The following is a 26,457-nucleotide window of genomic DNA, read 5'->3' as shown; positions in this document are numbered from 1 at the left end:
CCTGATTCACTTGGCCCCCTTGAGGTTCTGGCGGACGAGCAGGTAGACGAGGAACGGGCCGCCCACGGCGGCGGTCACGATGCCCACCGGCAGCGCGACGGAGAACAGGGTGCGGGCCACGAGGTCGGCGCAGGCCAACAGTGCGGCACCCATGAAGGCGGACGGGATGAGCGGCGGGGTGGGCAGCCGGGTCAACCGCATCGCGAGCTGCGGGGAGACGAAGGCGACGAACGCGATCGGTCCGGCGGCGGCGACGCCGGCCGCGGCGAGCAGGACCGCCGCGATGAGCAGGATCGCCCGGGTCCAGCCGAGGCGCACGCCCAGACCCAGCGCCACATCGTCGCCGAGTTGCACGGCGCGCAGCGCGAACGCCGCGCCGAGGGCGAGCACCGCCGCGGGGACCGCGATCGCCAATGACGACCACACGTCGGTCCAGCTGCGGCTCTCCAGCGAACCGACCAGCCACGCCTGGGCGCGGGCCACGTCGCGGATGTCGGCCCGCACCAGCATCCAGTCGATGAGCGCGCGCATCAGCGCGGTGATCGCGATGCCGACGAGGATGAGCCGCATCCCGTCGACCCCGCCGCGCACGGCCAGCAGGTAGACGAGGGCGCCGGTCGCGAGACCGCCCGCGAGCGCGACGATCGGCAGGCCGACACCGTTGTTCAGGGTCGCGGCGAGAGTGCCCGTGGAGGTCACGAGGAAGACGGCCGCCACGCCCGCGCCGGCGGTGATGCCCAGGATGTCGGGGCTGGCCAGCGCGTTGCGGGCGATCGACTGGACGATCGCCCCGGACATGCCGAGCGCCGCGCCCACGATGATCGCGACCAGGGCCCGCGGCATCCGCAGCTGCATGACGATGAAGTGGGTCATCGAGTCGCCGCGACCGACGAGGGCCTCCAGCACCTCGCCGAAGGTCAACGGGAAGGCGCCGATCCGGATGCTGGCGCAGAACGCGACGAACGCCACGGCCGCGATGATCGCGGTGACGATCACCGGCCAGGGTCGCCACACGAAGGAGACGACGGTGCCGAACCGCAGGCCGGGCCGGATGGGCGGCTTCTGCTCGAGGTCCGTCCGATCGATGGTCGCGCTCATACCCGGACCGCCTTCCGCCACCACACGAGTCCCACGAAGAAGGGCGCACCGACCATGGCCACGACGATGCCCACCTCCAGTTCCCCGGGCCGGGCCACGACCCGGCCGACGATGTCGGCCGCGAGCAGCAGCCAGGCGCCCATGAGCGCCGAGTAGGGCAGCAGCCAGCGGTAGTCGGGGCCGGTGAAGTACCGGACGATGTGCGGCACCATCAGGCCGAGGAAGGCGATGCTGCCGCACGCCGCCGTGGCCGCGCCCACGAGGATCGTCACCGCCACCACGCCGACGGTCCGCGAGAGATTGATGTTCAGGCCCAGCCCCTTGGCCACGTCGTCGCCCATGTTGAGGAGGTTGACGGCCGGGCCGTTGGCCAGGGCGAGAATCACCCCCAGCAGGATCGGGAGCGCGACCACAGCGATCACGTCGTAGCCGCGGCCGACGACGGCGCCCGCGTTCCAGAACCGCAGTGTGTCGAGCGAGGCGTTATCGCTGAGCGCGATCGCCGAGGTCATCGAGCTGAGGAAGACGCTCACCCCGGTACCCGCGAGCACCAGCGTCAGCGGCGAGGACACGCCCCGCCCCATGCTGGAGAGACCGAAGACGACCACCGCGGCGATCGCCGCCCCGGCGAACGCGAACCACACGTACTGGATCGGCGCGGTCAGTCCGCCGAGGAAGGTCGCGCAGACCACGGCGAACGCCGCGCCCTGGGTGATGCCGAGGATGCCCGGGTCGGCGATGGGGTTGCGGGTGTGGCCCTGGATCAGCGCGCCGGCCAGGGCCAGCGCCGCGCCGGCGATCAGCGCCAGCAGCGTGCGGGGTACGCGCAGGGTCTGCACGATGATCGCGGCCTGGTTCAGCTCGGCGTCGGCCGGGTTCGGGCCGGTCGTGTACCGGTGCCACAGGCCGGCCCACACGTCCGACGGTGCCAGGCTGCGCGAGCCGATCGCGAGCGACGCGATGACGGTCACCACGAGCAGCACCACCAGCACGGCGAGCCCGATCGTGCGGCGCCTGCGCCGCGCGGCGCCGGAGGTGGACTCCGAGCGCGCAGGTGGCGCCGCCCCGGGGGCGGCCTCCTCAGTCGATGTAGCGGTCACGGTCGTAATGATAGGCTGCCCTTCATTCCAAGGAAGGGGTGGTATGCGTCTGATCTCGATCGTCCTCGCCGTGCTGGTGTCGCTCACCGTGACCGCGTGCGGCTCCGCGTCCGATTCGAGCTCGACGAGCGAGGCCCCGGCCGCGCCCCAGCGGGTCGCCTCGCTGGGCCTGGGTGACGTGGACACCCTGCTCGCGCTCGGCGTGGTCCCGGTGGTCGTCACTCCGTGGGCGCAGGACGCCAAGGAGCCGGTCGGTGAGTGGGCGAAGCCGCTGCTGCAGGGCAAGAACCCGCAGATGCTGCTGGGCACCGGAACCCAGCTGGACACCAAGGCCCTCGAGACCCTCGCCGCCGCGAAGCCCGATGTCATCGTCGCGGTCAACTCGGGCTTCGACGATGCGACCTTCACCCGGCTCGAGGCGATCGCCCCGGTGGTCCGCCGGCCGGCCCAGTACGAGGCCTGGGGCGTGCCCTGGCAGGACCAGGTCCGTGCCATCGCCACCGGGGTCCACCGCGCCGCGCAGGGCGACGCGCTGATCGGCAAGACCGAGGCCACCATCCGCCGCACCCAGGAGCAGCACCCGCAGTACCGCGGCAGGACGGCCGTCGCGGTCCTGCCGAAGTCCGACGGCGGCTTCTACGCCTACGCTACGTCCGACGGCCGCGGGCAGGTGCTCACGATGCTCGGCTTCACCCTGCCGGAGACGATCTCCTCGCTCATCCCCGCCGGGAAGTTCTTCGCGGAGATCCCCGCGGAGAAGGTCTCCGTCCTCGACCTCGACGCGCTGGTCTACCTCGACTACGGCACGAAGGTCAGCGAGGACACGGCCTTCCGCGCGCTCGCCGTCAGCCGCGAGAACCGGGTCACCACCATCGACCGGACCATCGGCAACGCGATGTCGATGCCCAACCCGGTCACCATCGAATGGGTCCTCAAGGCCCTTCCGCCGAAGCTGCCCGCGTTCGCCTGAGCATCACCGTCTGGCCGGTCAGCGCTTGGCGACGTACATCCGGGTCTCGAGGGTGCGGCCCCGCAGCACGTCGACGGGGCCGGGCCGCCAGCGCGTGCACTCCCCCGGGTCGGCGGTCTCGACCGCCGGGGCCGAGGCCCACGGCACCGTCGGGTCCGCCTTGGCGTAGGTCGACAGCCGCGCCGCCTCGTTGACCGGATCGCCGATCACCGTGTACTCGAAGCGGTCCGCCGCGCCCACGTACCCGGCGACCACGGTGCCGTAGGTGACGCCGCAGCCGGCCCGCACCTCGGGCACCTCCCGGGCCAGGCGCCGCATCATCGCGCGCGACGCGGACAGCGCGGCGCCGGCCGGGTCCGACAGCGCGGCGGGCGCGCCGAAGATCGCGAGCACGGCGTCGCCCTCGAACTTGTTCACCAGCCCGCCGCGACTGTTGACCTCGGCCACGACGACGCTGCAGAACCGGTTGAGGATGTCGACCACCTCGGCCGCGGGACGCTGTGCGGCGAGCGCGGTCGACCCCACGAGGTCGATGAAGATCACCGCGACGGTCTGCTCCACGCCGCCGAGCTCGGGGTCGCGCTCGATGCTCGCGTGGGCCACCTGCTCGCCCACCTGTCGGGCGTAGAGGTCACGCACCCGCTCCCGTTCCCGCAGCCCGTCCGCCATGGCGTTGAAGCCGGACTGCAGATCGCCCAGCGAGGTCCCGTCGTAGACCACGACCTCGGTGTCGTACCGGCCCTCGGACACCCGACGCATGCCATTGGTCACGCTCTTGACCGGCGCGGAGACGCGCGAGGACGAGAGCAGGTTGAAGGTCATGCCGGAGAAGAAGCCGCCCGCGGCGAGCACGGACATGCTCACGGCGATCCCGCGCACGGTGGCCGCGGGCTAGAACAACGCGAACATCGCCACGGTGACGACGCCCAGGAAGGGCAGCCCCGAACCGAGCAGCCACAGGCGGAGCGACCGGGCCTGCAGGCTCTGGTGCCGCGGCTCCGGGCGCGCGACCTGCAGCGCGATCGCGGTGACCGGCCGCATGCTGAACTCCGTCAAGACCCGGACGACGCCGGAGGTCATCAGTCCGGCGCCGAGCACGACCAGCGAGACCTTCGGCACGAGGTTGACGTCGACCCTCCCGTACAGCCAGCCGAACAACATCGCGGCGCACAGCCAGGCCACCACCTCGAACCAGTAGAGGCGGCGCGGCAGGGCCAGCGCATCGGAGGCCTCCTGCCGGGTCGGCGGATCCCCGCCACCCGTCCACCGCAGCGAGAAATAGACCAGCCAGAACGTGTACAGGTGCCCCACCACGAGCCCCGCCGCGATGTACAGGGGCACGGCCACCGTGTTGACCGTCTCCAGTTCCGGTCGCTGCACGGAGGGTTCGGGGATGCCGACCACGATGAGCATGGCCGCGAAGCCGCCGCCGAGGAGCGTCGCGACGGAGGTGCTGGCCGCGATCAGCGCAACGGTGCGGGTCCTGCGTTTCCGGGCGCCCTCGGTGCGGGTACCGAGCAGCGGGGAGCCGTAGTCGGTCCCCTCGCCCTCGACCCCCGCCGCGCGCCCGCGGGGCATCAGAGCGCCGCTGCCTCGCGCGCGATCGCGAGCTCCTCATTGGTCGGGATCACGAGCACGGCGACGGGGGCGTCGTCGGGCGAGATCCGGGTGGGTTCGGAGATCCGGCCGGCGTTCCGCTCAGGGTCGACGACGATGCCGAAGCCCTCCAGCCCGGCGAGGGCATCTTCCCGGACGTGCGCGGCGTTCTCGCCGACGCCGGCCGTGAAGGTGATCGCGTCGGCTCCTCCGAGGTCGACGAGGTACGCGCCGATGTACCGCCGCAGCCGATGGATGTACACCTCGTAGGCCAGCTTCGCGTGCTCGTCGCCCTGCTCGATCAGGGCGCCCAGGGCGCGGAAGTCGTTCTCGCCTGCGATCCCCTTCAGCCCCGACCGACGGTTGAGGAAGGTGTCGATCTCGTCGATGCCCATGCCGAGCGATCGCCCCAGGTGCAGCACGAGACCCGGGTCGATGTCCCCGGACCGGGTGCCCATGACGAGTCCCTCGAGCGGCGTGAGCCCCATCGAGGTGTCGACGGCGCGGCCCCCGCGGACGGCGGACGCCGAGGCACCGTTGCCCAGGTGCAACACGATCTGGTTCACCTCGGAGGTCGGCCGACCCAGGAACTCCGCGGCCCGCCGCGAGACGTACTCGTGCGATGTCCCGTGGAATCCGTAGCGCCGCAACGCGTGTTTCTCCGCGAGCTCACGGTCGATCGCGTAGGTGGCGGCCGCCGCGGGTAGGTGGAAGAAGAAGGCCGTGTCGAACACGGCCACCTGCTTGACTCGTGGCAGCAGTTCACGCGCGACCTCGATGCCCTGCGCGTTCGCCGGATTGTGCAGTGGCGCCAGCGAACTGAGCCGACGGATCTCGGCCAGCACGTGATCGTCGATCACCGTGGGCGAGTGGAAGCTCCGGCCGCCGTGCACCACCCGGTGCCCCACCGCGACGAGCCCCTCCGGAGTCCCGGCACCGTCGGTCAGGTCCAGGCCGCGCGCGGTGAACTCGTCGAACACCCGGCGCAGCGCCGTCTTGTGATCGGGCACCTCGGTCTCGCCGATCCGTTCGATGAGACCGCCGTGCACCACCTCGCCCGAACCCGGGTGCAGCAGTTGGTACTTCAGCGACGACGAGCCCGAGTTGAGGACCAGCACCGCTCCCGCGACGGCGTTCATGACCGCCTCTTCTCCGCGGCGAAGGCCTGCGCCTGGATCGCGGTGATCGCCACCGTGTTCACGATGTCCTCGACCAGCGCCCCGCGGGAGAGGTCGTTGATCGGCGCGTTGAGACCCTGCAGCACCGGGCCGATCGCGACGGCGCCCGCCGAGCGCTGCACCGCCTTGTACGTGTTGTTACCGGTGTTGAGGTCGGGGAAGACGAGCACCGTGGCCTGCCCGGCCACCGGGGAGTCGGGCATCTTCGACGCCGCCACGCTGGGATCGACAGCGGCGTCGTACTGGATCGGGCCCTCCACCAACAGTTCCGGCGCACGTTCGCGGACCAGAGCGGTGGCGGCGCGCACCTTGTCGACATCGGCGCCCGTACCGGATTCGCCCGTCGAATAGGAGAGCATCGCGATGCGCGGGTCGATGCCGAACTGGGCGGCGGTCTGCGCCGACGAGATGGCGATGTCCGCCAGCTGCGTCTCCGTCGGGTCCGGGACCACCGCGCAGTCGCCGTAGGCGAGCACCTTGTCGGCCAGGCACATCAGGAAGATGGACGACACCGTCGACACGCCGGGCTTGGTCTTGATGATCTCGAAGGAGGGCCGGATGGTGTGCGCCGTGGTGTGCGCCGCGCCGGAGACCATGCCGTCGGCCATGCCGAGGTGGACCATCATCGTGCCGAAGTAGCTCACGTCCACCACGGCCTCGGCCGCGCGCTCCAGTGTCATGCCCTTGTGTTTGCGCAGCTCGTAGTAGGCCTGCGCGAACTTGTCGACGAGGTCGCCGGCGCGCTTCGGGTCGATCACCTCGGTGTCGCCCAGATCGACGCCGAGCTCCGCGGCGCGGGCCCGCACGCGGGACTCCTGGCCGAGGATGGTCAGGTCGGCCACCTCGCGTTGCAGCAGCCTGCCGGCCGCACGCAGAATGCGATCGTCGCCGCCCTCGGGCAGCACGATGCGCTTGCGGTCGGCCCGCGCGCGGGCGATGAGGTTGTACTCGAACATCTGCGGCGTCACGACGCCCGGGTTGGACACCTGCAGCGCCTCGAGCAGGGCGTCCGAGACGACGTACTTCTCGGTGAGCGCGATCGCGAGGTCCACCTTGCGCTCCGAGCCGGGACCGACGCGGCCGCGGGTCTTCGCGGCCAGCCGGGCCGTCTCGTAGGTACCGTGCTCGACGGAGATGATCGGCACGTTGGGCGCGAGACCATCGACCAGCGCCGCGGTCACCGGGTGCGGCATGTATCCGCCGTTGAGGATGATCCCCGCCAGCGACGGGAACCCGGCGGCCCGGTGCGCGGTGACCATGGCGAGCAGCACCTCGGAGCGGTCGCCCGCGGCGATGACGGCGACGCCCTCGGTGACCCGCTCCAGGCTGTGCTCGGCCGTCATGCCGGCGACCAGCACCGACATCGCCTCGCGCGAGAGCAGTTCCGGATCGCCCCACAGCAGCTTGCCGTCCATCGCGTCCATGAGCTCGCCGATGGTGGGTGCGGTGAGCACGGGCTCCTCCGGCAGTACCCAGACCGGCAGCCCGGTGTCGGCCTTGAGCGCCTCGCACACCGCCTCGAGCTGGTTCGGTGCGCAGCGGTTCGCGATGATCGACGCGGTGTGGGCGTGGTTGGCCCGGATCTCGGCCATCGACTGCTCGGCCACCAGGACGACCTGCTCGGGCGTGCGATCCAGAGCCTTGACCGCCAGCAGGATCGACGACCCGAGGTTCGCGGCGATCCGCGCGTTGAAGGACAGCTCGGTGGGGGTGGTGACATCGGTGTAGTCGGACCCCAGGACCAGCACGAAGTCGCACTTGTCGGTGACGGCGTGGAAGCGGCTCACGATCTCGGCGATGGCGGCGTCCGGGTCCTCGTGCACCTGCTCGTAGCTGACGCCCACGCACTCGTCGTAGTCGAGGTCGGCGGTCGCCTGCTCGATGAGCAGTTCCAGGATGTAGTCGCGCTGCTCCCCGGTGGACCGCGGGATCGGCCGGAACACCCCGATCGTCCAGCCGGTCGATGTGAGCAGGTTCATCGCGCCCAGCGCGATGGTGGACTTGCCCGTGTCGCCCTCCGGGGACGCGATGTAGATGCTGGTCGTCTTCGGTGCTCGATCCGCGGCCATGAGCATCACTCTTCCAGCCGCGGGTCAGCCGAGCGCACGCAGGCGGGGCTCGAGATCGCGCTGGAAGTTGGTCAGGAACCGGCGCTGGTCGTGGCCGGGGGCGTGGAACACGAGGTGGTTCAGGCCGGCATCGACGTACTGCTTGACGGCGGCCACGGCCTCGTCGGGATCCGACGAGACGATCCAGCGCTTGGCGACCTGCTCGATCGGCAGTTCGTCGGCGAGGCGCTCCATCTCGGCGCTCGAGTTCACCGAGTGCTTCTGCTCCGCGGTGAGTGAGAGCGGCGCCCAGAAGCGCGTGTTCTCCAGCGCCAGAGCGGGATCCGGGTCGTAGCTGATCTTGATCTCGATCATCTTGTCGAGCGCGTCGAAGTCACGTCCGCCGAGCTCGGCGCCCTCCGCCGCGGCGGGGATCAGCTTGTCGGTGTAGAGCTCCATGCCCTTGCCGGAGGTGCAGATCATGCCGTCGCCCATCCGGCCCGCGTACTTGGCGACGACGGGGCCGCCCGCGGCGATGTAGACCGGCACGGGGCGCTCCGGGATGTCGAACAGGACGGCGTCCTTGGTGTGGTAGTACTCGCCCTCGAAGTTCACGACCTCGCCGCTCCACAGCTCACGCATGAGCCGGACGGCCTCGCGCAGCCGGGCGAACCGCTCCTTGAACTCGGGCCATTCGCCCTGGAAGCCGGTCGCGTACTCGTTGAGCGCCTCGCCGGTGCCCGCGCCGAGGAAGATGCGGTCCGGGTACATGCACGCCATGCTCGCGAAGGCCTGGGCGATGACCGCGGGGTTGTAGCGGAAGGTCGGGGTCATGACCGAGGTGCCGATCTTCACGCGCTCGGTGCGCTCGCCCACCGCGGCCATCCAGGCCAGGGAGAACGGGGCGTGGCCGCCGTTCACGCGCCACGGCTGGAAGTGGTCACTCACCGCGACCGAGTCCATTCCCGCGGCTTCCGCCGCGACCGCGATCTCCACCAACTCACGGGGCCCGAACTGCTCCGCCGATGCCTTGTACCCGAGCTGCAACTTCGCCATGCGGTCCAGCCTACTGGGAACGGTCCGCGCGTCGACGGCGCTCGGCGCACATGCCCGACGTCGCCCGGTACGCGCGCCCGACGGTGCGGCCGGCGGAGCTTGCGGCCCGAGTCACCGGACCGGGTCGACCGCCGGATCGTCGGCGCGGGAGGCGCCGTACTCGGTCTCGTAGACGCGGCCGTTCTGGGCCATGACCAGACCGCTCGTGCTGGACACGGCCGCGTCGGTGCGCGGGTCCTCCTTGTCGATCCCGCCGTACACCTGCGAGCCCTGCGTGTCGTCGAACTGCTCGCCGCGCGCGGCTCCGCGGACGAGGGCGTAGGAACGGGCGGCGATGGCCTGCGCCTGCAGCGCGGCGGTTCCGCCCTCGTCGGCCCAGCCGGGCGAGTTCTCGACCGGCACCACGCTGCGCACGTAGTCCTCGACGCCGACGATGTTGATGACGCCGTCGGGTCGGGCCGCGAGGCGGCCCCGGTAGCCGATGTTGCTGCCGCAGAACCGCAGCACCTGGTTCGGCGCGAGGGACTGGTCGTTCGTCATGGGGCTGACGGTGCCGTCCGGCACGTCGAGCGTCCCGAGCACCGGCCCGCCGCAGCCCGAGCGCACCGTCGCCGTGGTCCCGCTGATGCTGACCGCCTGACCGGGCGCCAGGGACTTCCCCGCGATCATGCCGCCCGCGGGGGCGAGGACATCCAGCCTGCTCTGCTCGGTCAGCCGGACAGTGACCGGCAGGCCGGTGTTCACCCGGCCCAGCGTGGTGCCGGGGTAGTACTTGGCCAGGATCTGCTCGGCGTTCCACCCCTGCTTGGCGTAGGTGAGTGCGCCCAATTGGCTCATGCCCCGACCGTGCCCGCCGGCACCGCCGGGGGCGGTGTCGTTGGGCCCGTCGACCAGCGTGGTCGCCGGCAGTGCGCCCGATCCGGCGAGCGCGCCGCCGATCAGCAGCGCGGGCACCACCGCGACCAGCGCCGCGCGGGTCGCCAGGGCACGCGGAGAGCGACGGGGGCCTCCGTCGATCCACACGGGCATCCGATGTCTCCTTCGGTCACGCACGACATCCTGTGACGAATGTTGCAGCTGTGATTATTGAGACTCATGTAAATCCCAGGAGATGTCAAGGCCCGCGACTCCGCGCGATCGGTGTGACGCGCGCCCCTCCGTTTCGCGTGGAGCGAAAACGGGTGGACATGAAGGTCACTTGAGGTCCTAGCCTTATATGCATGAGCATGGAATCGGTCGCGTGGAGCACGCTGTATCAGGGGAACCGGTCGCTCGATGCACCCTCGCGGCGCCCGAGCGAGACATTGCGGCGGATGGGCCCGTTCGCCCGGCCGCACCGCTGGCGCCTGACCTGGTTCCTCCTGCTCTCGGTCGTCTCGGCCCTGCTGGCCGTGGCGACGCCGCTGCTCGCGGGCAGGGTCGTCGACCGGATCGTGGGCGGCGGGCCCACCGGCACCGTCGTCGAGCTCGCGATCCTCATCGCGGTGATCGCCCTCGCGGGCGCCGGAGTGGACCTGCTCTCCCGCTGGTTCTCCAGCCGCATCGGCGAGGGCTTGATCTACCAGCTGCGGACCGCCGTCTTCGACCATGTGCAGACGATGCCCGTGGCCTTCTTCACCCGCACCCGCACCGGCGCTCTGGTGAGCCGGCTCAACAACGACGTCCTCGGCGCGCAGCGTGCGTTCTCGGACACCCTCGCCGGCGTCGTCACCAATGTCGTCACGCTCGCGCTCACGCTCGGCGTCATGCTCAGCATCTCGTGGCAGATCACGCTCCTCGCGCTCGTGCTCCTCCCCGTGTTCATCGTCCCGTCGCGCAGCATGGGCGTGCGGATCGCGGCGATGTCGCGGCGAGCGGCGCGGCACAACGCGTCGATGAGCGACCAGATGACCGAACGCTTCTCGGCGCCCGGCGCCACCCTCGTCAAGCTGTACGGGCGGCCCGAGATCGAATCGCACGAATTCGCCTGGCGCGCCGCGGCCGTCCGCGACATCGGCGTCCGCACCGCGATGGCGCGAATGACCTTCGTGACCATGCTGACGCTGGTCAGCTCCCTGGCCCTGGCTCTGGTCTACGGCCTCGGCGGCTTCTACGCCCTCCGCGGCGAGCTGCAGGCCGGCGCCGTGGTCGCGCTCGCGCTGCTCCTCACCCGGCTGTACGTCCCGCTCACCGCGCTCGCCAACGCCCGGGTCGAGGTGATGACCGCCCTGGTCTCGTTCGAGCGCGTCTTCGAGGTCCTCGACCTCGAACCGATGGTCCGCGACGCCCCGGATGCGCGCACCATCGGCAAGGGCCCCACCGAGCTGCGGTTCGAGAGCGTCGATTTCGCGTATCCCTCGGCCGACAAGGTCTCGCTCGCCTCCCTGGAGGAGGTCGCGCAGCTGGACACCCGCGGCGGCGAGACGGTGCTGCACGACGTGTCCTTCACCGCGGCACCGGGTTCGATGGTCGCGCTCGTGGGCAGCTCGGGCGCGGGCAAGTCGACGATCGCGCAGCTCGCGACCCGGCTGTACGACCCGGATCGCGGGGCGATCACCCTGAACGGCACCGACCTGCGCGACATCACCGCCCGGAGCCTGCACGGCACCGTCGGCCTGGTGACACAGGACGGGCACCTGTTCCACGACAGCATCCGGGCGAACCTGCTGCTCGCGAATCCCGACGCGTCCGACGCCGAGGTCCACGACGCTCTCCGCCGCGCGCGACTGGACGACCTCGTCGAGCACCTGCCCGACGGGCTCGACACCGTCGTCGGCGAGCGGGGTTACCGTCTCTCCGGGGGCGAGCGACAGCGGCTGACCATCGCACGACTGCTCCTCGCCCAGCCCTCGGTCGTGATCCTCGACGAGGCCACCGCACACCTCGATTCGACCTCGGAGGCGGCGGTGCAGGCGGCGCTCGGCGAGGCGCTGGCGGACCGGACGTCCCTGGTGATCGCGCACCGGTTGTCCACGATTCGCGCCGCCGACGAGATCCTGGTGTTGGAGGCCGGGCGCATCGTCGAGCGGGGAGCGCACGAGACCCTGCTCGCGCAGGGCGGGCGGTACGCGGAGCTCTACCGCACCCAGTTCGCCGATCAGGCGGCCTGACCCGTCGACGAAAGACCGAGCTTAGGCTAACCTCCATACCGATGGCCTCGACGCCCCGACGCACCCGCGCCCGGGCGCGCGGCGGGAGGGCGGCGATATGGCACGCGGGTTCAGCGGGGCGGTCATGCGGGCGTTCGGCGCGCAGGACTACGCGATCACGGTGGTGGACAAGGAGCAGCGCGCCGCGCACTGCATCCGGATCCGGTTCCACTCCGACACGCTCTTCGACGTCGTCTCGGACGGTCCCACCTCCTGGATCCGCTGCTGGTTCCCCGACGACTCGGGCAAGGAGTTCCAGCGCGCGTACACCTTCTCCGAGGTGGACGCCCCGTCCGGTCGGTTCGCCCTCGACTTCGTGCTGCACGAGCCCGCGGGTCCCGCGTCGAACTGGGCGCGCTCCGCGGAACCGGGCGACGAGTTGGCCGTGAACTACATGAGCTCGGTCCCGCTCGAGATCCCGCAGGATGCTCCGCCCGCCGGCTACCTGCTGATCGGCGACTCCGCGTCGATCCCCGCCATCAACACCATCATCGCCGCGATGCCGCCCGAGATCCCCGTCGAGGCCTACCTCGAGGAGCACGAGCCCGCCGACCGCGAGCTGCCGATCAACCCGCACCCCCGGCTCCGGGTGCACTGGGTGCATCGCGCGGGCGCGCACTCGCTCGCGGACGCCCTCGAGCCGCGCGACTGGTCGAACTGGTACGCATGGGCGGGGCCGGAACAGGGATCGCTCAAGCTCATTCGTGCGCGGCTCAAGGAGTTCGGCTTCCCGCGATCCGAGACGCACGCCCTCGCCTACTGGTCGCAGGGCAAGGCCATGGGCAAGGAGCGCGCCCCCGTCAGTCCCGAGTCCGACGGTGCCGCATCGCCCTCCGAGCCCGATGGGGCCGCCCCCGCGTCCGGGGTGCAGGCGCCGGAGACCGGGTCCGACGGGGCCGTCATCCGTCCTGACCCGAGACCCGATGCACCGTCGAAAACCCCTGCTCCACAGGGCCACTGGCGCGCGGCCGGCGCAGGACGACTGCTCGCACCGCTCAAGCGCACGCTGATCCTCGCCGGGGTGGCGCAGGCCGTCGTGACCCTGCTGCAGTTCGCCCCCTACCTGCTGCTCATCGAGCTGAGCCGGCGGCTGCTGGACGGCGCACCCGCGGCGGACCTGTGGTCGATCGGCGTGCTGGCGATCGTGCTGTTGGGCGTGGGCACGCTCCTCGAGTCGGCGCTCATGCTATGGCTGCACGCCGTCGATGCGCGCTTCTCGCGCGACCTGCGCGGCCGCCTGCTCGGCAAGTTGGCCCGGCTGCCCCTCGGCTGGTTCTCCGCGCGGAGCTCCGGCGGGGTCAAGACTCTGATCCAGGACAACACGCTCGCCCTGCACTATCTCGTCACGCATGCGACGCTCGACGCCGTCTCCGCGGTGGTGGCGCCCATCGCCGTACTGGTCTACCTGTTCACGGTGGACTGGGGCATCGCCCTGTTCCTCCTCCTGCCGGTGCTCGGGTACGTGATCGCCATGTACCGCATGGTGATCGGATCGTCGGCACAGATTCCGCAGCATCAGGCGTGGGTCGACAGGATGGGCGGCGAGGCGGGCGCCTACCTCGACGCGCAGCCCGTGATCCGGGTGTTCGGCGGCGTGCTCGCGTCCGGCTTCCAGCGGAGCCTGGACGGCTACATCGATTTCCTCGCCGGTTGGCAGCGCCCGTTCGTGCGCACCAAGACCGTGATGGACATCGTGACCCGTCCCACCACGTTCCTGTGGGTGATCGCTTCCGCTGGAACGCTCTTCGTGATCCAGGGCTGGACCCGGCCGGTCGATCTGGTGCCCTTCCTCCTGCTCGGTGCGACCTTCGGCGTCCGACTGCTCGGGATCGGCTACGGCCTGAGCGGGCTGCGCTCCGGCATGATCGCCGCCCGCGACCTGCAGACCGTCCTGGACGAGCCCGAGCTGGCGACGCGCGCACCGTCGGGCGACGATGCCGCGGCGGTCGCGCCCGGCGCCGTGGAGGTCCGCGGCGTGACCTTCGGCTACCGACCGGACGTTCCCGTGCTGCACGACATCTCGATGAGCCTGGCGCCGGGCACGGTGACCGCACTGGTCGGGCCGTCGGGCTCGGGCAAGTCGACGCTCGCCGCTCTGCTCGCCAGGTTCCACGACGTCGACGCCGGCACGATCTCCGTCGGCGGCCGCGACATCTCGACGCTGACGGCCGACGAGCTGTACGCCCGTCTCGGATTCGTGCTGCAGCAGACACAGTTGGTGGTGGGCACGGTCGCCGAGAACATCGCGCTGGCCGACCCCGACGCCACCCCGCAGCGGATCGAGGATGCGGCCCGGGCGGCGAACATCCACGAGCGGATCCTGCGCATGCCCCAGGGCTACGACACGCCGCTCGGACGGGATCCCGCGTTGTCCGGCGGTGAGCGCCAACGCCTCACGATCGCCCGGGCGATCCTCGCCGACGCGCCGGTCCTCGTGCTCGACGAGGCGACGGCGTTCGCCGACCCCGAATCCGAGTACCTCGTGCAGGAGTCCCTGAGCCGGCTCGCCGCGGGCCGCACGGTGCTCGTCATCGCGCACCGCCTGCACACCGTCGCCGACGCCGACGCGATCGTCGTGCTCGACGGGGGCCGGATCGTCGAGCACGGCACACACGACGACCTGCTCGCCGCGGGCGGCGCCTACCGCTCGCTCTGGGACGCGGCGCGCCCCGCGGCCCCGTCGATGGGACAGACCCGATGATCCGCACCTTGTTCGCCCTGCTCCCCCACGACCGACGCCCGCTCGTGGTGCGCTTCCTGGTGCTCGCGTTCGTCTCGGTCGCGGCTCGCGCCGCGGGGGTGGTGTTGCTGATCCCCCTGCTCACAGCCCTGTTCGAGGGCCGGAACTCCGATGCGCTCGGGTGGCTCGGCGCACTCACCGCGGCAGCCGTCCTCGGCTGGATCATCGATGCCGCGACCTCGCGCGCCGCCTACGAGCTGGGCTTCCACACCTTGAGCAGCGCCCAGCACGCGGTCGCCGAACGACTCTCGCGGATCGAACTCACCTGGTTCGGCGCGGACAATGTCTCGACCGCCCGGCAGGCGATCGCCGCGGCCGGACCCGATCTGGTCGGTCTCGTCGTCTACCTGGTGCTACCGCTGTTCACGGCGCTGCTCCTTCCCGTCGCGCTCGGCCTGGCACTGGTGCCGATCGCATGGCAGCTCGGCCTGGTCGCCCTGGCCGGGGTGCCGCTGCTGCTCGGGGCGCTGTGGGCCGGCGGAGCGATCAGCCGGCGGGCCGACCACCTCGCCGACGAGGCGAACGCGCTGCTCGGCGAGCGGGTCATCGAGTTCGCGCGGACCCAGCAGGCGCTGCGCGTCTCCCGTCGGGTCGAGCCGGAGCGCAGCCTCGCGGGCGAGGCGCTGCGCCGCCAGCACGGCGCGACCATGCGTCTGCTGCTCCTCCAGGTCCCCGGGCAGATCGTCTTCGGCGTCGCCGGGCAGATCGCGCTCTTCGCGCTCGCCGGCACCACCGCCTGGCTCACCCTGCGCGGCGATCTCACCGCGCCCGCCGCGGTCGCCCTCATCGTGGTCGCGGTGCGTTACCTCGAGCCCTTCACCACGCTGGGCCTCCTCTCCGGCGGTCTGGAGTCCACGCGGCTGACCATGCGGCGGATCAAGGCGGTGCTCGACGGTCCCATCGCGCCGACCGGCAGCGCGGCCCGCGCGATCGACGGCGCGCCCCGCATCGAGTTCCAGGGCGTCACCTTCCACTACGACGACCCCGACCACCCGGTGCTCCGCGACCTGGATCTCGTCCTCGAGGCCGGCTCCACCACCGCGATCATCGGAGCGTCGGGATCGGGCAAGAGCACGATCCTCGGCCTGCTCGCCGGCCTGTACCAACCGGTGTCCGGCCGCATCCTGGTCGACGGCGCCGATGTCGCCGACCTCGACCTCGCCTCGCGTAGGGCGCTGACCAGCGTGGTCTTCCAACAGCCCCATCTGGTGGCGGGCACCGTCGCCGAGAACGTCCGCGCCGGTGACCTCGCGGCATCGCCCGAGCGCATCGCGGCGGCCACGGCACTGGCCCGCGTGGACGAGCTGGTCGACCGGATCCCGGGCGGCCTCGACGCGCGGGTCGGCGAGGCCGGGACCGCGCTGTCGGGCGGCGAGCGCCAGCGGGTGAGCATCGCCCGGGCCCTGCTCAAGCCCGCCCCGATCCTGCTCATCGACGAGGCGACGAGCGCGCTCGACAACGTCAATGAGCGGGCGGTCGTCGATGCCCTGTCCGCCGACGCGACCGCGCGGACCCGGGTGATCGTGGCGCACCGTCGGGCGGGGATCCGGCGGGCCGACCGCGTGATCGTGCTCGACGACGGGCGGATCGTCGAATCCGGAACACCGGACGAGCTGCTCGCCGCCGGCGGACCGTTCGCGCGGTTCTGGCGCGCTCAGGACTCCGCGGCGGCGTGGCGGCTCACCGACGCTCGCTGAATCACCCCTGGGCGATGCAGAACTCGTTGCCCTCCGGATCCGTCAGCACGGCCCACTGCACACCCCACTCGTCGTGGTCGCGCAGGTGCGTGGCGCCCAGGGCCACGAGCCGCGCGACCTCGGCGGCGCGGTCGTCCGCGTGCAGATCGAGATGCATCCGGTTCTTCACGGTCTTGCCCTCGGGCACCTTGAGGAACATCATGCGCGGGAGCGCGGGGCTCTGATATCCGACGGTGCGCATGAAGGCGTTGCCGTCGTTCTCGTCGACGGGCACGCCGAGCGCCTGCGACCAGAACGCCGCCTGTCCGGCGACGTCGGCGCAGTCCAGGTTGATCATCTGCAGTGTGAGGGCCATGTCAGGTCTCCTTCGTCGAGGTGATCGAACCTACCCGCGTCCGCGGTACTGTGGGCGACCCGTCGCGATAGGCATTGGCAAGGCTCACCTATTTAGTGCAATACTCTCCGTTAAATACCGAGAGAGGCGGCGCGATGCCCGAACCCACCAACGAACTTCCGCTGCACGCTCGCAGGACCGAGGACCTGCCCGGGCACTGGCTGCTCGCCCGCCTGGGCAAGCGGGTGCTCCGGCCCGGCGGCCGGAAGATGACCGAGGACCTGCTCACCGACGCGGGTCTGCGCGATGCCGACGTGGTCGAGCTCGCCCCGGGCCTCGGGAAGACGGCCGCCGAGATCGTCAGCCGCTCGCCGGCGTCGTACGTCGGTGTCGAGTCCGACCCCGCGGCGGCGGGGTGGACCGGCGCGACGGTGGGCGCCAACGGTCGCGTCGTCGTCGCGGAAGCTCAGCACACCGGCCTGGACGCGGCCAGCGCCGACGTCGTGATCGGCGAGGCGATGCTGACGATGCAGACCGAGCGCGGAAAGAAGGAGATCGCCGACGAGGCGCATCGCGTGTTGCGTCCCGGAGGCCGGTACGCGATCCACGAACTCGCCCTGCATCCGGACACGCTGCCGGACGAGACCAAGACCGAGATCCGCAAGGCGCTCGCCCGGTCGATCAAGGTGAATGCGCGGCCGCTCACCGAGGACGAATGGCGTGCGACGCTCGACCGCTCGGGCTTCGATGTCGAGGTGGTGCGATTCGCGCCGATGGCGCTGCTCGAGCCGCGGCGGGTGATCGCCGACGAGGGCCTGGTGCGGACCCTGCGGTTCGTGGGCAATGTCCTGCGCGACGGTGCGGCTCGCAAACGCATTCTCGCGATGCGCTCGGTGTTCACCCGGCACAAGGCCAACCTGGCCGCGATCGAGATCGTCGCAGTGAAGCGAGCGGAAGCGTGAGCGCGGGCTGGGCAGCGGTCGACGGACTCGCCACGGGGACCGCGAAGGACGGCGACACACCCGACGTGAGCCTGCGGCAGCGCACCGACGCCGCGCGCATCATCCAACTCACCTTCGCCGCCGGTCAGAGCATGCCCGGTCACAGTGCACCGCGCCCGATCGTGCTCCTCGGGCAACGCGGCACCGTCACCCTCGAGGTCGGCGGCGACGAGACCCTCCTCGAGCCCGGGCGCGCGGCGCAGATCGACGCGCGGGTACCGCACTCACTCACCGCGGTCACCGACGCCGACGTCACCCTCATACTGGTGGGGTGAACGCCCGGGCCCCGGGCGAGCAGGTCCGGGAGGTCATGAACATGGAGTCGGCGGGACGCGACGGGGTGTTGACCCTCATCCGCACGCAGGGCCCACTGACAGCCACGGAGGTCGCAGCGGCGCTCGACGTCCACGTGAGTACCGCCCGATTCCACCTGACCAACCTGGTGGAGTCCGGGCTGGCCGAGACCGCACCGGACAAGCGGCGGACCGTCGGCCGACCGCGCGTGACCTATGCCGCCCGCCCGCAGGCGCCGACGGCCGAGCTCCTCGGACTGTTGCTCGCGCAGCTCGGCCCCACGCCCGAGCTGCGTGAACGGGCGGCGGCGGATGCCGGCCGGCTGTGGGCCGCGTCGCGCGCCGTCGCCGCGCCGTCCGACGGCCTGCCGGACCCCGCGGCCGTCGCGAGCACGATCCTGCGCGGGCTCGGCTTCGAGATCGAGTCCACGACCAGCGCGTTCGGCACCCACACTCTGCAGATCTGCGCATGCCCGCTGCAGAGCCTGGCGAGCGACTCCCCCGAGATCGCGCGCGGCGTGGTCCGCGGCGCCATCGAGCAGGCCCTGGCGATCTCCTCGCCTTCGCTCGGCTCGCAGTACGCGGTGCGCGTGCACCCGGATCCCCACGGCGACTGCGCGATCAGCGTCCGCTTGGCTCCGATGGCGACACGCTCGGTGTGACGACAGTCTCGACAAGGCCAGCCTTGCCTTATTTATTTAAATGAGTAAGACTCCTTTTTATCCGGGCGACCACCGTCCGGCAAGAGAGGAACCCGATGCCGACCATCCGCCCACGCACTGTCGCCGCCACCCTCGTGGCCCTCGCCGCACTCGCGCCCGCCGCTCCCGCCCTCGCCGCCCCCGGCGCCGGGTTCCGCGTCACCTCGGAGAACCCCACCGCGGCCGAGCTGAACGACCTGGTGCAGTTCATCGTCACCACGCCCGCCAGTGACGCGGACAAGGCGGCCAACGTCGAGGGCGGGATGTCCTCGGTCGTCGTGCCCCGCACCGTGTACACCCTGGGGCTGTTCCGCGCGCCGCGCGGCTCCAGCGAGGTGACGGGCCCGCTGGCGCGAAACGGCAACCGGGTCACCGGCAACCTGACCGCGAGCTCGGTCGGCATCCCCACCGTCCGGATGAAGGTCGATTTCGTCCGCGAGGGCGGCAACTGGAAGCTCGCCTCGAGCTCGATGTGCGAGGGCGTCAAGGCCGTCGGCCTGCCCATCTTCTGCAACGCCTGATGATCTCCGTCCAGGAGCTGCGGGTGCACCGCGCTCGGCGCCCAGTCCTGCAGGACGTCACCCTCACCGTCCCCGACGGTGCCGTGACCTACCTACTGGGACGCAACGGCGCCGGCAAGTCGACGCTGCTCCGCGCCGTCGCCGGATTGCTCCGGCCCAGCGCGGGCACCGTCGATCCCGGCGGGAGCATCGGTCTGCACCTGGGCCCGGACGCCGCCGCCCCCGCGCACACCGTCCACCGCCACCTGCGCTGGGTCGCTGCGGGTTCGGGGTGCCCGCCCGCGCGCGTGGACGTCGTGATCCGCGACGCCGGCCTCGGCGAGGTGGCCGGGGCCCGGATCGGGGCCCTGTCCCTGGGCTGGCGGCAACGCGTCGCGGTCGCGGCGGCACTGCTCCCCGACGCGGGCGCCGTCGTCTTCGACGAACCGCTCAACGGCCTCGATATCGATGCGGCCCTGTGGTTCCGGGGTGTGCTCACGCGCCTCGCCGCACGCGGCGCGAGCGTGCTCGTCGCATCGCATCACCTCGACGAGGCGCTCCGCACCGGCGACCGGCTGGCCGTGCTCGAGGGCGGGCGGATCGTCGCGGAGCACCTCCCGGGCGACTTCGCCGACGGTGCCGCATTCGAGACCGCCTACCTCCGCGCGATCGGCACCGCGGCATGACGGCCCTCGCCCGGGCCGCCCGCGCGGAGGCGATTCGGGTCGGCGGGCCCCGCGGAGCGGGTGCGGTGCTCCTGGCGCTCGCGATCGCGGCCCCGGCCGCGGTGACCCTCGCGGTCGCCGCCCTCGCGGAACGGGTCGCGCGACTGGCGTCGTCCGTCCAGGTCACCGCGGTCTCGACCACCAACTCCGCCTATTGGCTGCTGTCGCTGACCCCGGTGGCGTGCTGCGCGGTCGCGGCGTACACGGCGGCGGGATCGGCCCGCCGGGAGTGGGACCGCTTCCTGGCCCCGAGCCCCGCGGTGAGTGCCACGGCCCGCTGGCTGGTCTTCGGCGGCTTCGCCGCGGCCGCGACCTCGGGCCTCACCGCGCTCGCCCTCGCCGCGCTGCCCCACGTCTTCCCCCGCGTCTACGGCGACGTACGGCTGGCGAGCGCCGCGGGCGTGCGGATGGTCCTGGTGGGCGGCATCACGGCGTTCCTGCTGGTCGGCGGCGCGATCGGCATCGGGCTCCTGCTCCGGCACCCGATCGCGGCACTGATCGCCGGCGTCGGGTGGGCGGAGATCGTCGAGCCCGGCATCGCGCTCGTCCCCGGTGCGGCGAACGCCCAGCGGTACATGCCCTTCCTCAACGCCGTCTACGCGAGCGGGCAGGAGCTGATCTTCGCCCCGCCCTGGTCGCCCGACGGCGCCGTCGCCTACCTCGCCGCGCTCTGCCTCGGCGTATTCGCAGCGGGACTGCTCAGCCGGCTCAGGCCGCGTCGCTGCGCGTGGCGTCCGTCTCCGCCTCGGTGAGCTGCTCGGAGAGGAAGGCGACCGCCGTCTGGTACGCGGCCCACGACTCGGGGGTGAGCCCGGCGCCCACGACGAAGGCGTGCACCTGAGCGTCGTAGAGGTGCACCTCGTTCTCCACGCCCGCGCGGTCCAGCGACGCGTGCAACTCCAGCGAGTCCAGCTCGAGCGCCTCGCGGCTCGCCGCGAACAGGATGGTGGGCGGGAAGTACCGCGCCGTCGCGTCGGTGGTCATGTTCTCCGGGCCGCGGAGCTCCTCCGGGCCGCGGCCGAGCACCGTGCGCAGCTTGCGGATCTTGCCGAGCGGCAGCATCGCGTCGTGACGCGAGGAGCGCGGCAACTCGGCACTGATGTCGAGGAAGGGGGAGAAGCCCGCGAACGCGGTCGGCGCCTGGATACCCGCCTCGCCGGCGTACTCGATGACCTTCGCGCACACGAAGCCGCCGGCCGAGTCGCCCGCCACGAGGATCCGATCGAAGTCGCCCGAGTCGAGCAGTTCGCGGTACGCAGCGAAACCGTCGGCGACGGACGTTCCGACGCCACCGTCGGGGTACTGCCGGTACTCGACGTTGTAGACGGGCACGCGCAGGCCGCGGGCCAGCAGGACCGCGATGCGGCGATGGGTGTCCAGGTTGCACCCGATGAAGGCACCGCCGTGGTAGTAGACGAGGGCCGCGCGCGGGTGCGGATCGGCGTCACCGTCGGGGACGATCCGCTCCGTGGGCACGCCACCGAGGACGATCTTCTCGATCCGGACACCGCGCACCGACTGCGGCACCCGGCTCAGGTAGGGCTCCGCGGCGCGCAGCAGCGGCAGGGTCCGGTCACTCATCGGGAAGACGCGGAAAACGGTCTTCATCACGATCCGGACGAACCACAGCACGATCAACGCACGCAGACTGCGGCCTCGATGGGCGACGACGGCCATCGCGATCACTCCTTGTTACTGGCCGGTAATCAATACGGCCATAGTAACGCCGGAAGCCCCTGCTGCAGGATTCCTGTGACCTGACACAATCAACCCGAAGTTCTGTGCTCTCTGTCGTCCCCGTTCTCTTAACCGGAGGAAGTCGACCACCGTGGTCCCGCACGAGATCCCCCCGCAGTACCTGCTCTCCCCGCTCGCACCCGAGCCCCGCACGCTGATCGACATCCTCAGGGCGTCGGTCGACGAGCATCCCGAGGCGCCGGCGATCGACGACGGAGACGTCGTCCTCACGTACTCCGAACTGTGGGAGGAGGTGCTCGAGGGCGCCGACTTCCTCGGACGGAGCGGTGTCGTGGCGGGCGATCGCGTCGGCGTCCGCATGCCCTCCGGGCACCGCTCGCTCTATGTCGCGATCCTCTCGACGATCGCGGCCGGCTGCGCCTACGTCCCCGTCGACGCCGACGACCCGCAGGAGCGCGCCGACCTCGTCTTCGGCGAAGCAGTCGCCGCCGCGATCTTCACCGGCGAGGGCCTCTGGCGGGCACCGTCGACCAAGGAACGGGCGGCCGCGATCGAGGCCGGGACCGCCCAGCCGGGCAACCGCCTGCCGACGCCCGAGGACGACTCCTGGATCATCTTCACCTCCGGTTCGACGGGCACCCCGAAGGGCGTGGCCGTCACGAACCGCAACTCGGCGGCCTTCGTCGACGCCGAGGCCCGGCTCTTCCTGCAGGCCGAGCCCCTCAAGCCCGGCGACCGGGTGCTCGCCGGACTGTCCGTCGCCTTCGACGCCTCCTGCGAGGAGATGTGGCTCGCCTGGCGCCACGGCGCCTGCCTGGTCCCCGCACCCCGCTCGCTGGTGCGCTCGGGCATGGACCTCGGGCCCTGGCTCGTCTCCCGCGACATCTCCGTGGTCTCGACGGTGCCGACCCTGGCCGCGATGTGGCCCGCCGAGGCGCTCGAGGCCGTCCGCCTGCTGATCTTCGGCGGCGAGGCCTGCCCGCCCGAGCTGGCGCAGCGGCTCGCCGTCGACGGACGCGAGGTGTGGAACACCTACGGCCCGACCGAGGCCACCGTCGTCGCGTGCGCCGCACCGCTCGACGGGCAGGGCCCCGTCCGGATCGGCCTGCCCCTGCAGGGCTGGGACCTGGCCGTCGTGGACCCGACGACGGGGCTGCCCGTCGCGGTCGGCGAGTCCGGCGAGCTCGTGATCGGCGGTGTGGGCCTCGCCCGCTACCTCGATCCGGCCAAGGACGCCGAGAAGTACGCGCCGATGGAGAGCCTCGGGTGGGATCGCGCGTACCGCTCGGGCGACCTCGTGCGGCTCGAGCTCGAGGGCCTGCTCTTCGAAGGCCGCGCCGACGACCAGGTGAAAGTCGGTGGTCGCCGGATCGAGCTCGGCGAGGTCGACACGGCGCTGCAGAATCTGCCGGGCGTGTCCGGCGCTGCCGCCGCGGTGCGGAAGAACTCGGCCGGTACGTCGATGCTCGTCGGCTACCTCGCGTCGACCGACCCCGATTTCGACCTCAAGGCGGCCCGCGAGCTGCTGTCGAAGGAGCTCCCCGCGGCGCTGGTGCCGCGGCTCGCACTGATGGACGAGCTGCCCACCCGCACCTCGGGCAAGGTCGATCGCAACGCGCTCCCCTGGCCGCTTCCCGGCTCGGACGACACCGATACCGGCGACCTGGCCGGCACCGCGGCGTGGGTCGCGGAGCGCTGGGCCGGCATCCTCGGCGCATCGATCACGAGCGAGGACGCCGACTTCTTCGCCGAGGGCGGCGGGTCACTGAGCGCGGCGCAGCTGGTCACCTCGTTGCGCGAGCAGTACCCGTCGATCACGGTCGCCGATCTCTACGACCACCCCCGGCTCGGATCCCTGGCCGCGTACCTGGAGTCGCTGCGGCCCGCGGAGGTCGCCGAACCGCGCGATGTGCGGCCGACGCCGAGGTCGACGGGGCTCGCGCAGATCCTGCTGTCGGTGCCGCTGACCACGCTGACGGGCCTGCAGTGGCTGACGTGGATGGCGATCGCCAACAACGTCTTCGCCCGGGCCACCGGCTCGACCCTGCTCCCCACCATGAACTGGTGGGTGGTCCTCGTCCTGTTCCTGGTGTTCATCACGCCGATCGGGCGCATGGCACTGTCGGTGATCGCGTGCCGCCTGCTGCTCAGCGGGCTCAAGCCCGGCGTCTACCGCCGCGGCGGCCCGGAGCACCTGCGGCTGTGGATCGCGGAGCGATTCACCGCCGCGTCCGGCGCCGAGAACCTCTCCGGCGCACCGTGGATGATCTACTACGCCCGCGCGCTGGGCGCGAAGATCGGCCGCGGCGTCGACCTGCACGCCCTGCCGCCCGTGACCGGCATGCTCGAGCTTGGCGACTACGCGTCCGTCGAGCCCGAGGTCGACCTCGCCGGGCACTACCTCGACGGCGACGAGCTGCACATCGGCGAGATCAGCATCGGCGAGGAGGCGTCCATCGGAGCGCGGTCCACGCTGTTGCCGGGCGCGAAGGTCGGTAAGCGCGCCGAGGTGGGGCCCGGCTCCGCGGTGTTCGGCAAGGTCAAGGCGAAGCAGCACTGGGCGGGCTCGCCCGCGGAGAAGATCGGCAAGGCCGAGCACCCGTGGCCCGCGGAGCACCCGCCCCGCAAGCCCTTCTGGGTGTGGGTCTACGGCGTCAGCTCCGTGCTGCTCGCCGGACTGCCGATGGTCGCGATCGCCTCGGGCCTCGCACTCATCGGCTGGTTCGTCCGGGACGACGCCTACCTCAGGGAGGCCGCACTGCACGGGCTGGCGATCCTTCCGATCGCGGTCCTCGTCTCGCTCACGGTCTACGCCCTGCTCACCCTGATCGCGGTCCGGCTGCTCGCGATCGGCCTGCGGCCCGGGTACCACGCCGTCCGCAGCCGCGTCGGCTGGCAGGTCTGGGCCACCGAGCGGCTCATGGACGCCGCGCGCACCTTCCTGTTCCCGCTCTACGCCTCGCTCCTGACGCCGATCTGGTTCCGGATGCTGGGCACCAAGGTGGGCAAGGACGCCGAGATCTCCACGGCCATGGTCATTCCCAAGTTCACCACGATCGGTGACGGGTCCTTCCTCGCCGACGACACGATGGTCGGCAGCTACGAGCTCGGCGGCGGCTGGATGCGCATCGACGAGGCCAAGATCGGCAAGCGCGCCTTCCTCGGTAACTCGGGGATGACGGGGCCGGGCCGTCGCGTCCCGAAGGATGGCCTGGTGGCCGTCCTGAGCGCCACCCCGTCGAAGGCGAAGAGCGGCAGCTCCTGGCTCGGCTCTCCCCCGGTCCGCCTGCGCCGCACCGCCGGTAACACCGACTCCACCTTCACGTACAACCCGTCGCTCGGCCTGCGGTTGGCCCGTGGATCCGTCGAGACGGCGCGCCTGCTCGCGGTGTTCGTCAGCTTCGGCCTCGGCCTCGCGACGCTGGTCGCGTTGAACTACTTCGCGATCAACGTCGGCTGGTGGCTCGCGGCACTGCTCTCGGGTGTGACGCTGCTGGTGGCCGGCGCCATCGCGTGCTGCGTCGCCGCGGCGGCGAAGTGGCTGGTGGTCGGGCGGATCGGCCGCGAAGAGCACCCGCTGTGGTCGTCCTTCGTCTGGCGCAACGAGCTCTCCGACGCGTTCGTCGAGTGCGTCGCCGCCCCGTGGTTCGCGCACGCCGCGACCGGCACGCCGATCCTCAACCTGTGGCTGCGGATGCTGGGTGCCAAGATCGGCCGCGGCGTGTGGTGCGAGACCTATTGGCTCCCCGAGGCCGACCTGGTGACCCTCGGCGACGCCGCCACCGTCTCCCGCGGCTGCGTGGTCCAGACGCACCTGTTCCACGACCGCATCATGGCGATGGACACCGTCGTGCTCGGCAAGGGCGCCACCCTCGGCCCGCACTGCGTCGCGCTTCCCGCGTCGTCCGTGGGCGACGGTGCCACCGTCGGCCCCGCCTCGCTGGTCATGCGCGGCGACTCCGTGCCCGCCAACACCAAATGGCAGGGCAACCCCATCTCGCCGTGGATCTTCAACGAGGGCAAGCGCAAGCGCGACTGATCCGGCGATCCGGCCACTGAGGCCGGCCCCGACACCCCCGACGAAAGGGCTCCCGTGAGCGACGGGCTCGAGATCACCCCGTTCCAGCCGAGCGACGTGGCGGAACTGCTCGTGTTGCAGCGGTGCTGCTGGGTGCAGGAGGCGATCGCGAACGACAGTCTCGACATCCCGCCGCTCACCGAGACACACGACGACATCCTGCGGTGGGCATCCCAGTGGGCGACCTTCGTGATGCGGCTCGACGGTCGGCTGATCGGCGCGGTCCGCGGCCAGGCGGAGCCGAACCACCGCTGGCACATCGGTCGCGTGATGGTCGCGCCGGACCTCGCCGGGCGCGGGCTCGGCACGGAGCTGATCGCCCTCATGGAATCCCTCGCACCTCGGGGCACCCAGGAGTTCGTCATGTTCACCGGCGCCGGCAGCGAGCGCAACATCCGGACGTACGAGCGCGCGGGATATACGGTCTCGGATCCGGAGCCCGCGCCGCACGGCGGCGTCACCACCGTGACGCTGCGCAAGCCGGTAAGGTGATCATCCGAACCCCAGCGAAAGGAA

General features: G+C 71.4%; 22 protein-coding genes. 12 read left to right on the top strand and 10 right to left on the bottom strand.

The window, feature by feature from the left end; genetic code table 11:
- Nucleotides 1–6: 6 nt before the first annotated feature.
- The gene (locus HF999_RS08575; protein WP_168545480.1) at nt 7–1,098 is read right to left on the bottom strand and encodes a FecCD family ABC transporter permease; all 1,092 of its coding nucleotides are present in this window, start codon (nt 1,096–1,098) and stop codon (nt 7–9) included.
- Nucleotides 1,095–2,198, bottom strand: coding sequence for a FecCD family ABC transporter permease (locus tag HF999_RS08570; protein ID WP_168545479.1), 1,104 nt, complete (start codon nt 2,196–2,198; stop codon nt 1,095–1,097). The genes HF999_RS08575 and HF999_RS08570 overlap by 4 nt, the downstream gene beginning before the upstream one ends.
- A 43-nt stretch (nt 2,199–2,241) precedes the next feature.
- Here HF999_RS08570 and HF999_RS08565 point away from each other — a divergent pair, with 43 nt between their 5' ends.
- Nucleotides 2,242–3,168, top strand: coding sequence for an ABC transporter substrate-binding protein (locus HF999_RS08565; protein WP_168545478.1), 927 nt, complete (start codon nt 2,242–2,244; stop codon nt 3,166–3,168).
- Nucleotides 3,169–3,186: 18 nt separating this feature from the next.
- Here HF999_RS08565 and HF999_RS08560 read toward each other — a convergent pair whose 3' ends face one another.
- From HF999_RS08560 to HF999_RS08535, 6 genes are all read right to left on the bottom strand, one after another.
- Nucleotides 3,187–4,026: an adenylate/guanylate cyclase domain-containing protein gene (locus HF999_RS08560; protein WP_246207509.1), complete on the bottom strand. Its 840-nt coding sequence runs from the start codon at nt 4,024–4,026 to the stop codon at nt 3,187–3,189.
- A gap of 33 nt (nt 4,027–4,059) precedes the next feature.
- A complete protein-coding gene (locus HF999_RS08555) occupies nt 4,060–4,746 on the bottom strand; it encodes a hypothetical protein (RefSeq protein WP_168545476.1) in 687 nt (228 codons plus the stop codon).
- Nucleotides 4,746–5,903 (bottom strand): acetate kinase, encoded by a 1,158-nt coding sequence (locus tag HF999_RS08550; RefSeq protein ID WP_168545475.1) that lies wholly within the window; start codon nt 5,901–5,903, stop codon nt 4,746–4,748. The genes HF999_RS08555 and HF999_RS08550 overlap by 1 nt, the downstream gene beginning before the upstream one ends.
- Nucleotides 5,900–8,017 carry a phosphate acetyltransferase gene (gene pta / locus HF999_RS08545; RefSeq protein WP_376766481.1) on the bottom strand — a complete coding sequence of 706 codons (2,118 nt, stop codon included), beginning with the start codon at nt 8,015–8,017 and terminating at the stop codon, nt 5,900–5,902. The genes HF999_RS08550 and pta overlap by 4 nt, the downstream gene beginning before the upstream one ends.
- Nucleotides 8,018–8,035: 18 nt before the next feature.
- Nucleotides 8,036–9,046: a glucose-6-phosphate dehydrogenase (coenzyme-F420) gene (gene fgd / locus HF999_RS08540; RefSeq protein ID WP_168545473.1), complete on the bottom strand. Its 1,011-nt coding sequence runs from the start codon at nt 9,044–9,046 to the stop codon at nt 8,036–8,038.
- 111 nt (nt 9,047–9,157) lie between these two features.
- A complete protein-coding gene (locus HF999_RS08535) occupies nt 9,158–10,075 on the bottom strand; it encodes a SpoIID/LytB domain-containing protein (protein WP_168545472.1) in 918 nt (305 codons plus the stop codon).
- 191 nt (nt 10,076–10,266) lie between these two features.
- On the opposite strand from HF999_RS08535, the gene HF999_RS08530 reads away from it, so the two are divergent.
- The 3 genes from HF999_RS08530 (at nt 10,267) to HF999_RS08520 (ending at nt 16,611) form a co-directional block, all read left to right on the top strand.
- Nucleotides 10,267–12,135: an ABC transporter ATP-binding protein gene (locus HF999_RS08530; protein ID WP_168545471.1), complete on the top strand. Its 1,869-nt coding sequence runs from the start codon at nt 10,267–10,269 to the stop codon at nt 12,133–12,135.
- 97 nt (nt 12,136–12,232) lie between these two features.
- Nucleotides 12,233–14,875: an ABC transporter ATP-binding protein/permease gene (locus HF999_RS08525; protein WP_168545470.1), complete on the top strand. Its 2,643-nt coding sequence runs from the start codon at nt 12,233–12,235 to the stop codon at nt 14,873–14,875.
- Nucleotides 14,872–16,611: an ABC transporter ATP-binding protein gene (locus HF999_RS08520; protein ID WP_168545469.1), complete on the top strand. Its 1,740-nt coding sequence runs from the start codon at nt 14,872–14,874 to the stop codon at nt 16,609–16,611. Before HF999_RS08525 ends, HF999_RS08520 begins: the two co-directional genes overlap by 4 nt.
- A 1-nt stretch (nt 16,612) precedes the next feature.
- Here HF999_RS08520 and HF999_RS08515 read toward each other — a convergent pair whose 3' ends face one another.
- Nucleotides 16,613–16,966, bottom strand: coding sequence for a VOC family protein (locus HF999_RS08515; protein ID WP_168545468.1), 354 nt, complete (start codon nt 16,964–16,966; stop codon nt 16,613–16,615).
- Nucleotides 16,967–17,100: 134 nt separating this feature from the next.
- On the opposite strand from HF999_RS08515, the gene HF999_RS08510 reads away from it, so the two are divergent.
- The 6 genes from HF999_RS08510 to HF999_RS08485 all read left to right on the top strand — a co-directional run bounded on the left by HF999_RS08510 (nt 17,101) and on the right by HF999_RS08485 (nt 20,917).
- Nucleotides 17,101–17,907: a class I SAM-dependent methyltransferase gene (locus tag HF999_RS08510; protein WP_168545467.1), complete on the top strand. Its 807-nt coding sequence runs from the start codon at nt 17,101–17,103 to the stop codon at nt 17,905–17,907.
- Nucleotides 17,904–18,221 carry a cupin domain-containing protein gene (locus tag HF999_RS08505; RefSeq protein ID WP_168545466.1) on the top strand — a complete coding sequence of 106 codons (318 nt, stop codon included), beginning with the start codon at nt 17,904–17,906 and terminating at the stop codon, nt 18,219–18,221. Before HF999_RS08510 ends, HF999_RS08505 begins: the two co-directional genes overlap by 4 nt.
- On the top strand, nt 18,218–18,901 hold the full coding sequence (locus HF999_RS08500) for a helix-turn-helix transcriptional regulator (protein ID WP_312854066.1): 684 nt from the start codon (nt 18,218–18,220) through the stop codon (nt 18,899–18,901). Before HF999_RS08505 ends, HF999_RS08500 begins: the two co-directional genes overlap by 4 nt.
- Before the next feature lie 95 nt (nt 18,902–18,996).
- Nucleotides 18,997–19,461: an MTB12 C-terminal domain-containing protein gene (locus HF999_RS08495; RefSeq protein ID WP_168545465.1), complete on the top strand. Its 465-nt coding sequence runs from the start codon at nt 18,997–18,999 to the stop codon at nt 19,459–19,461.
- Nucleotides 19,461–20,126, top strand: coding sequence for an ABC transporter ATP-binding protein (locus HF999_RS08490; protein ID WP_168545464.1), 666 nt, complete (start codon nt 19,461–19,463; stop codon nt 20,124–20,126). Before HF999_RS08495 ends, HF999_RS08490 begins: the two co-directional genes overlap by 1 nt.
- On the top strand, nt 20,123–20,917 hold the full coding sequence (locus HF999_RS08485) for an ABC transporter permease (protein WP_168545463.1): 795 nt from the start codon (nt 20,123–20,125) through the stop codon (nt 20,915–20,917). Before HF999_RS08490 ends, HF999_RS08485 begins: the two co-directional genes overlap by 4 nt.
- On the opposite strand, the gene HF999_RS08480 is transcribed toward HF999_RS08485, so the two are convergent.
- A complete protein-coding gene (locus HF999_RS08480; protein WP_168545462.1) occupies nt 20,874–21,842 on the bottom strand; it encodes an alpha/beta hydrolase in 969 nt (322 codons plus the stop codon). The genes HF999_RS08485 and HF999_RS08480 overlap by 44 nt on opposite strands.
- A 151-nt stretch (nt 21,843–21,993) precedes the next feature.
- Between HF999_RS08480 and HF999_RS08475 the strand changes: the two genes are divergently transcribed.
- Both HF999_RS08475 and HF999_RS08470 read left to right on the top strand, forming a co-directional pair.
- Entirely contained in the window at nt 21,994–25,902 is a 3,909-nt protein-coding gene (locus HF999_RS08475) for a Pls/PosA family non-ribosomal peptide synthetase (RefSeq protein WP_168545461.1), read from the top strand.
- Nucleotides 25,903–25,956: 54 nt separating this feature from the next.
- Nucleotides 25,957–26,433, top strand: a complete 477-nt coding sequence (locus HF999_RS08470; protein ID WP_168545460.1) for a GNAT family N-acetyltransferase — start codon at nt 25,957–25,959, stop codon at nt 26,431–26,433.
- The last annotated feature ends 24 nt before the right edge of the window (nt 26,434–26,457 follow it).

The sequence above is a fragment of the Tsukamurella spumae genome (assembly GCF_012396015.1).
Taxonomy (GTDB): Bacteria; Actinomycetota; Actinomycetes; order Mycobacteriales; family Mycobacteriaceae; genus Tsukamurella; species Tsukamurella spumae.
The sequence above is the reverse complement of the archived record's forward strand: the minus strand, read 5'-3'. Positions and strand labels throughout refer to the sequence as shown.

Coding starts and splice junctions, on each gene's coding strand:
- HF999_RS08495 (WP_168545465.1), top strand. CDS start 18,997: ATGCCGACCATCCGCCCACGCACTGTCGCCGCCACCCTCGTGGCCCTC.
- HF999_RS08485 (WP_168545463.1), top strand. CDS start 20,123: ATGACGGCCCTCGCCCGGGCCGCCCGCGCGGAGGCGATTCGGGTCGGC.
- HF999_RS08515 (WP_168545468.1), bottom strand. CDS start 16,966: ATGGCCCTCACACTGCAGATGATCAACCTGGACTGCGCCGACGTCGCC.
- HF999_RS08560 (WP_246207509.1), bottom strand. CDS start 4,026: ATGTCCGTGCTCGCCGCGGGCGGCTTCTTCTCCGGCATGACCTTCAAC.
- HF999_RS08480 (WP_168545462.1), bottom strand. CDS start 21,842: ATGGCCGTCGTCGCCCATCGAGGCCGCAGTCTGCGTGCGTTGATCGTG.
- HF999_RS08555 (WP_168545476.1), bottom strand. CDS start 4,746: ATGCCCCGCGGGCGCGCGGCGGGGGTCGAGGGCGAGGGGACCGACTAC.
- HF999_RS08525 (WP_168545470.1), top strand. CDS start 12,233: ATGGCACGCGGGTTCAGCGGGGCGGTCATGCGGGCGTTCGGCGCGCAG.
- HF999_RS08565 (WP_168545478.1), top strand. CDS start 2,242: ATGCGTCTGATCTCGATCGTCCTCGCCGTGCTGGTGTCGCTCACCGTG.
- HF999_RS08510 (WP_168545467.1), top strand. CDS start 17,101: ATGCCCGAACCCACCAACGAACTTCCGCTGCACGCTCGCAGGACCGAG.
- HF999_RS08575 (WP_168545480.1), bottom strand. CDS start 1,098: ATGAGCGCGACCATCGATCGGACGGACCTCGAGCAGAAGCCGCCCATC.
- HF999_RS08490 (WP_168545464.1), top strand. CDS start 19,461: ATGATCTCCGTCCAGGAGCTGCGGGTGCACCGCGCTCGGCGCCCAGTC.
- HF999_RS08535 (WP_168545472.1), bottom strand. CDS start 10,075: ATGCCCGTGTGGATCGACGGAGGCCCCCGTCGCTCTCCGCGTGCCCTG.
- HF999_RS08550 (WP_168545475.1), bottom strand. CDS start 5,903: ATGAACGCCGTCGCGGGAGCGGTGCTGGTCCTCAACTCGGGCTCGTCG.
- fgd (WP_168545473.1), bottom strand. CDS start 9,046: ATGGCGAAGTTGCAGCTCGGGTACAAGGCATCGGCGGAGCAGTTCGGG.
- HF999_RS08530 (WP_168545471.1), top strand. CDS start 10,267: ATGAGCATGGAATCGGTCGCGTGGAGCACGCTGTATCAGGGGAACCGG.
- pta (WP_376766481.1), bottom strand. CDS start 8,017: ATGCTCATGGCCGCGGATCGAGCACCGAAGACGACCAGCATCTACATC.
- HF999_RS08520 (WP_168545469.1), top strand. CDS start 14,872: ATGATCCGCACCTTGTTCGCCCTGCTCCCCCACGACCGACGCCCGCTC.